The sequence below is a fragment of the Pseudomonas sp. NBRC 111130 genome, assembly GCF_001320485.1.
GTDB classification, from domain to species: Bacteria; Pseudomonadota; Gammaproteobacteria; order Pseudomonadales; family Pseudomonadaceae; genus Aquipseudomonas; species Aquipseudomonas vlassakiae.
Genome location: NZ_BCBG01000028.1, coordinates 35850 through 40980 on the forward strand (window position 1 = coordinate 35850; position 5131 = coordinate 40980).

The following is a 5131-nucleotide window of genomic DNA, read 5'->3' on the forward strand; positions in this document are numbered from 1 at the left end:
GCCGCGCCGGGGATCGGCGCAGCCTGGCCAAGCATAGAGCCCGGGAATCGGAAAAAGTGCAGTGCCGGTCAATCCGCTGACCGGATCACATGGCGTGGCGGAGCATCTCCACCACCTGCGCATGCAGCGCCGGGTCACCACAGGCCACCACACAGCCGCCATGTTGCGCGCTGCTGCCGTCCCAGGCAGTGATCACCCCGCCCGCCCCTTCGATGATCGGCATCAGCGCCTGCACGTCATACGGCTGCAGGCTCGCCTCGACGATCACATCGACGAAACCCGACGCCAGCATGCAGTAGGCGTAGCAATCACCACCGTAGCGCATCAGCCGCGCCTTGCCTGCCACAGCCTCGAACGCCGCCTTGCGCTCGGTGGTGTCGAACATGTCTGGCGTGGTGCACATCAGCGTGGCCGCCGTCAGGTCGGCACAGGCGCGGGTCTTCAGCGGCGTACCGCTGCGCCATGCACCTTGCGGGGTGCCGACGAAGCGCTCACCGGTGAAGGGTTGGTTCATCACCCCCACCACCGGGCGTGTGCCATCGTTCAGGGCAATCAGCGTGCCCCACAGCGGCAGGCCGGTGATGAACGCACGGGTGCCGTCGATCGGGTCGAGCACCCAGGTCAGCGGGCTGCTGCCCACCTCGACGCCGGCCTCTTCGCCGAGAATGCCATGCTCCGGATAGCGCGCCTGGATCAGCTCACGCATGGCGTCTTCGGCTGCCTTGTCGGCCACGGTCACCGGGTCGTACAGACGCCCGCCCTTGTCCTCGACCTCAAGGCTTGCGCGGAAGTACGGCTGGATCGCCAGTGCAGCGGCATCGGCCAGTTGCTCGGCGAAGGCTTGGAATTCGCCGATCTGTTCAGCGCTCAGGGACATGGTGCAGGCCTCGTGGAAAATATCGGGGCTGCATCATACCCGACAACCGACATGGCAGTGGACGCCTGAACAAGTGCCACTATTATGACATTATTGCCACTTCATTTAACGGTCACTCAATCGTTGTACTAGGATACCAACCACCTCCCGCAGCCGGCCCAGGATGCTGGCCGGCAGCCAGGCGGGACCCGTTCCACCGGACCTCATGGATGACACGATGAATTCGCACTTGCTCTACCCGCAGATCGGCAAAGTCATTGCCAGTACCGGCAGCCGCCAGTTCCCACGCATGCTGCACGACCTGATCCAGGCCCACCTGACCATCGATGCCATGCAGATTCGCCAGTTACCTGTGCAGGCAGCCGAACGTGGCAACGACTCGACGCTGATCAACGAAACCGTGTTTTCTTCCGACCGCCACCCCGAAGGTGATTTCGACGACCCGGCGCGGTTGCACCTGATCCGTCGCAAGGGTGAATCGCGTTATGAGATCCAGGTGCTGCGCGCAGGCTCGACCTATGGTTTTTCGGCCCATGAACGCAGCCGCCTTGATGACATCTCACCCCTGCTGCTGCCGATGCTGGAGAAGCATATCGATGCCCTCAAGCCTGTTGCCCAGCGCTGCGCAGCGGAAAGCCTGGAAGCGCGTTTTCTGGAGCGTATCACCCAGTCCGGGCTGACCCTGTCGGAACGTGAATGCCAGGTGTGCCTGGGGTTGCTGGCCGGGCTTACGGCGCCCGAGCAGGCCGAGCGGCTGGCGCTGAAGGTGAATACCGTGGAGAGCTACCTGCGCCGGGCGGCAATCAAGCTGGGGATCAGTGGGCGACACTCGTTGATGCGTTGGATGTATGCCGAGGCCTGAATCTCTTTAGCCTGATCCGGCCCTTTCGCGGGCAAGCCCGCTCCCGCAGCTACTGCACTGCACTGCACTCAAGGGTGGTGATATCCCTGTGGGAGCGGGCGTGCCCGCGAAGAGGCCAGAACAGGCCGACCTCAATCCCTGGCCAAGGCCTCGATCGGGTCCAGCCTTGCTGCATTCCTGGCCGGCACAAACCCGAACACCACCCCGATCAACGTCGAACAGGCAAATGCCATCACGATCGACGCCGGCGAAAACACCATCTCCCACTGTTTCACGAACAGCTCGAACAGATAACCGATCCCATACGACAGCCCGATCCCGACCACGCCGCCAAACAGGCAGACCATCACCGCCTCCACCAGAAACTGCTGGCGGATGTCCGACTGCCGCGCCCCCACCGCCATGCGGATGCCGATCTCGCGGGTGCGCTCGGTCACCGACACCAGCATGATGTTCATCACCCCGATACCGCCCACCACCAGCGAAATCACCGCGATCAGCGACAGCAGCAGGGTCAGCGAGCGGCTGGTCTTCTGCACCGTCTGCATGATGCTGTCGAGGTTGTTGGTGAAGAAGTCCTTGGTGCCATGGCGCTGCAGCATCACCTTGGTCACCTCCTCCTCCACTCTTTTGCTCGGCACGCCGTCCTTGATGCGCACACTGATGCTGTCCAGGTGGCGCTGGCCGAGCACCCTGCCAGCGGCGGTTTCGTAGGGCACCCAGATGTTCAGCTGGTTGCTGGCGACGAACAGGTTCTTGTTCTCGGCGGTAACACCGATCACCGTGCACGGCAGGTTGCCGACCAGAATCACCTGCCCCAGCGGGTCGACATTGCTGCCGAACAGGCGCTTGCGGGTGTTGTGGTCGATCACCACCACCTGGGCCTGGCGCCGGGCGTCGTCGGCACTGAACACGATGCCGGCGGCCAACGGAATGTTGCGCACCTGGAAGTAGTGTTCGCTGACGCCGTTGAGCTGCACGTCGACATCCAGGTTGCGGTAGCGTACCAGGGTGCTCTGGCCGATCACCGGGGTGGCGCTGTCGACGTAGTACAGCGCATTCAGCGCCGCCACATCGGCCGGCAGCAGGGTCTCGATGGTCTTGGCCCGGCTGTCGCCGAAGTTGCTGCCCGAGTAGATGTCGATGGTGTTGCTGCCGATTGCCTGGATGTCCTTGAGCACATAGCCCTTGGCGCCTTCGCCGATGGCCGAGATGGACACCACCGAGGTGATGCCGATGACGATCCCGAGCATGGTCAGCAAGGTGCGCATGCGGTGCGAGATCAGCGCGATCCAGGCCATCTTGAACGCCTCGCGGAACATCCCCAGGCTCGCCAGCAGGCGCTGCGTGGCGTGCGCCTTGGGCGCAGGCTCGGCAGCTGGTGTAGGCAGGGCCTCGCGGGCGTTGCTGCGGTCGCTGATGATCTGCCCGTCGCTGACTTCGATGATCCGTTCGGCATGGGCGGCAACCTTAGGGTCGTGGGTGACCAGGATCACCGTGTGGCCGGCGCCATGCAGCTCCAGCAGGATGTTCATCACCTCCTTGCCGCTGGCGGTGTCCAGGGCGCCGGTCGGCTCGTCGGCGAGGATCACCTGGCCACCGTTCATCAGCGCCCGGCAGATACTCACCCGCTGTTGCTGACCACCGGACAGCTGGCTGGGGCGGTGTTCGAGGTGACCGTCCAGGCCCAGCCGCGTCAGCAGCTCGCGCGCCCGCTGGTGGCGCTGGCCCTGGGGCAAGCCGGCATAAACGGCCGGGATCTCGACGTTGTGCAGCGCATCCAGGTGCGGCAGCAGGTGATAGCGCTGGAAGATGAAGCCGAAATGGTCACGGCGCAGTGCGGCCAGGGCATCGTCGTCCAGTTCTCGGGTTTCCTGGCCACCGACCTGATAGCTGCCGCTGCTGGCGTTGTCCAGGCAGCCGAGGATGTTCATCAGGGTCGACTTGCCCGAGCCGGACGCGCCGATGATCGCCACCAGCTCGCCGCTGCGGATCTGCAGGTCGATGCCCTTGAGCGCGTGGAACTCGCGGTCGCCGGCGAGAAAGCTGCGGGTCACACCCTGCAGGCACAGCAACGGCTCGCCCTGGCCACGGGCGACTGCCAGGTGCGGGGTCAGCTCGACAGTCATGTTCATGCTCACGCCCCTGCTTCGCCAGACACCGGCTCGCCGATCACCACCCGGTCACCTTCGGCCAGGCCGTCCTTGATCTGCACCTTGACGTTGTTGTTGATGCCGGTCTGCACATTGCGCACCTGGGCAAAGCCCTTGGCATCGAGCACCCGCACCGGGAAGCTGCCGTCGCCATTGCGCAGGCCCAGCGCCGCCACCGGCATGGTCAGCACGCCCTGGGCGGTGTCCAGAACGATGTGCACCTGGGCGGTCATCGAGATGCGCAGTCGGTGGTCGGGGTTGGGCACTTCGAACAGGGCGTTGTAGAACACCGCGCCCTTGGGCTTGGTGCTGCTGCCATCGCTCTTGTCGGTGCTTTGCGCGTAGTTCTGCGGCGCAGGCTCGGTGCCGCGCAGCTTGGCGTAGTAGCGCTTGTCCTCACCAAGGATGGTGAAGTACACCTCTTGGCCTGGGGTGATGTGGATCACGTCGGCTTCGGAAACCTGCGCCTTGACCGTCATGGTGTCGAGGTCCGCGAGCTTGAGCAGCACCGGCGCCAGCTGGTTGGCGATCACGGTCTGCCCTTCCTGGGTGACGATGCCCACCACATGGCCGGTGATCGGCGCGTTGATGCGGGTATAGCCAAGGTTGACCTTGGCCGTGTCGATCTCCACCCGGGCGCTCTGGATCTGCGCGTCCAGCGAACGCACCGAGGCCTGTTTCACCTCGTAATCCGATTCGGCGTTTTCGAAGTCCTGGCGCGACACCGACTCGTCGGACTGCAGCTCACGGTAGCGCTCGTAGACACGCTTGGCCTGGCGCAGCTGGGCCTGGGTCGAACGTTTTTCGGCTTGCAGTTTTTCCTCGTCGACCTCGGCCTGGCGCAAGGTGTTGCGCAACACCAGCGGGTCGATCTCGGCCAGCCACTGGCCCTGGCTGACCTTGTCGCCGAGCTTGACCTTGAGCGACTTGAGCTGCCCGGAGACCTGGGCGCCGACGTCCACCTGCTTGATGCCCTCGAGCATGCCGGTGGCCAGCACCGCGTTCTCGATGTCGCCCTTCTCCACCGTGGCGACGATGTACTGCGGCGGCTTGGCCGGGGCCTGGATGGCATACAGGCTGATGCCGGCGACCAGGGCCACGGCGGCGCCGAGGCTGAACTTGCGGAATCTGGACTTATCCATGAACACTCACTTCCATTCAAATCACATCATCAACAGCTTGCCTCTTGCCCTGTGGGAGCGGGTTTACCCGCTCCTACAAGGTCCGAGGCGCCTTCGA

4 protein-coding genes are annotated in these 5131 nt (G+C 64.2%); 1 reads left to right on the top strand and 3 read right to left on the bottom strand.

Features of this window, described 5'->3' with window-relative positions; all coding sequences use genetic code 11:
* Nucleotides 1-85: 85 nt before the first annotated feature.
* Nucleotides 86-877, bottom strand: a complete 792-nt coding sequence (hisN, locus tag APH33_RS14565; RefSeq protein WP_054885819.1) for a histidinol-phosphatase — start codon at nucleotides 875-877, stop codon at nucleotides 86-88.
* Nucleotides 878-1094: 217 nt separating this feature from the next.
* On the opposite strand from hisN, the gene APH33_RS14570 reads away from it, so the two are divergent.
* A complete protein-coding gene (locus APH33_RS14570; RefSeq protein WP_054885820.1) occupies nucleotides 1095-1739 on the top strand; it encodes a helix-turn-helix transcriptional regulator in 645 nt (214 codons plus the stop codon).
* A gap of 131 nt (nucleotides 1740-1870) precedes the next feature.
* Here the strand turns inward: APH33_RS14570 and APH33_RS14575 are convergent, their stop codons facing one another.
* Together APH33_RS14575 and macA are read right to left on the bottom strand one after the other, a co-directional pair.
* Nucleotides 1871-3874, bottom strand: a complete 2004-nt coding sequence (locus tag APH33_RS14575) for a MacB family efflux pump subunit (protein WP_054885821.1) — start codon at nucleotides 3872-3874, stop codon at nucleotides 1871-1873.
* A 2-nt stretch (nucleotides 3875-3876) separates the two neighbouring features.
* Nucleotides 3877-5034, bottom strand: coding sequence for a macrolide transporter subunit MacA (macA, locus tag APH33_RS14580; RefSeq protein WP_054885822.1), 1158 nt, complete (start codon nucleotides 5032-5034; stop codon nucleotides 3877-3879).
* Nucleotides 5035-5131: the final 97 nt, after the last annotated feature.